The following is a 1,342-nucleotide window of genomic DNA, read 5'->3' on the forward strand; positions in this document are numbered from 1 at the left end:
GCCGGTGGTGGTGCGGTGGCCGCGTTCGTTGAGGGTGTTGGCGATGGCGCGGGTGCCGAGCCGGTCCCGGACGTAGAAGTTGAAGATCAGACGGACGACTGCGGCTTCTTTCTCGTCGACGAGCAGCTTCCAGTTCGTGCGGTCGACCTGGTAGCCGAAGGGCCGGTTACCGCCCATCCACAGGCCCTTGGCGGCTTTGCGTTCCATGCCGGCGATGACCCGGTCGATGATCGTGTCGCGTTCGAACTGCGCGAACATCGCGAGCATCTGGAGCAGCATGCGGCCCATCGGGGTCGCGGTGTCGAACGGCTCGGTGGCCGAGCGGAAGACGACGCCGGCCTGGTCGAGTTCTTCGAGCAGGGTGACGGTGTCGCGCAGGTTGCGGGAGAGCCGGTCGACGCGGTAGACGAGCAGGACGTCGATCAGGCCGTGGCGGGCCGCGGACAGGGCGCGTTGTAGGTCGGGGCGTTCGGTGGTGGCGCCGGAGGCGTCGTCGGAGAACCGGTGGGCGATGGCCCAGCTGGGCTGGGAGTCGACGTAGGAGCGCAGCCGTTCTTCTTGGGCTTCGATGGAGTAGGGCTGGTGTTCGTCGTCGGTGGAGCGCCGCAGGTAGATCCCGACCCTGATGGTGTCGAGTGGGTCGGGGGTGGGTTGGGGTGTGCGGTTCGCGCTCTTTCGACGCGAGGTCGCACGGGCCATGGCGCTTTTCCTTTCCTTCCGGTACTGGTCGTGGGCGGCGGTGGGGCTTTATGTGCGGCGTTGGTGGCAGGGGGGAACGCGACGGCCTATTGACGCCGGGGAGAATCGGGTGTGTGCCGGCTCGCGGCGGTCCTCGTGGAGCAGGTGGCTGGCCGGGTGATGTGCTGTGAGGTAAGTGAGGGTCTGGGTGCGCTGCTCGTCGAGGGACTTGCGGTGGCCGTCGGTGACGATCCGGACGTAGTACACAACCGGCGGTCCGGCGGGTTCGCTGATCGCCGCCGTTTTTGTGGCCGTCTGTTGGGTCGAAAATGGTCAGCGCGTACCGACGGCCCTTTGCTGAGGAGGGGCGGGCGGCCCGTCCGAGAGGGACAGGCCGCCCGCTTGAAAGAGCAAGGGCTGTCAGGCTGCCCTTTTCGGTGCGACGTCCGGCGCGCCTTTCCGTTCCCACTGTAGGACAAGTTCGGCGAGAAAGGACACCGCGGTGTCGTATTCCTCGGGAGTCATGGGGACGGTTTCGACACGTTCGATGATGATGTTTCTGACCGCGACCTGACGTTCAGCCGTGACTTCTTCGCTGCTGTCGGCTGGAACGGGGTCGTTCTCGCGAGGGGGGCGCTGGCGGGTCACCGCGATGTCTCCGGGG

At 66.7% G+C, this 1,342-nt stretch carries 1 protein-coding gene and 1 pseudogene; both read right to left on the minus strand.

All coding sequences use genetic code 11. The features are described 5' to 3' along the window. On the minus strand, positions 1-699 hold a 699-nt coding region (locus tag ND747_RS16375), incomplete at its 3' end, for a recombinase family protein (protein ID WP_251734475.1). 399 nt (positions 700-1,098) lie between these two features. Beyond that, positions 1,099-1,342 (minus strand): annotated as a pseudogene (locus tag ND747_RS16380) (hypothetical protein); the annotation flags it as partial.

Source organism: Frankia sp. R82 (assembly GCF_023716925.1).
Taxonomy (GTDB): Bacteria; Actinomycetota; Actinomycetes; order Frankiales; family Frankiaceae; genus Frankia.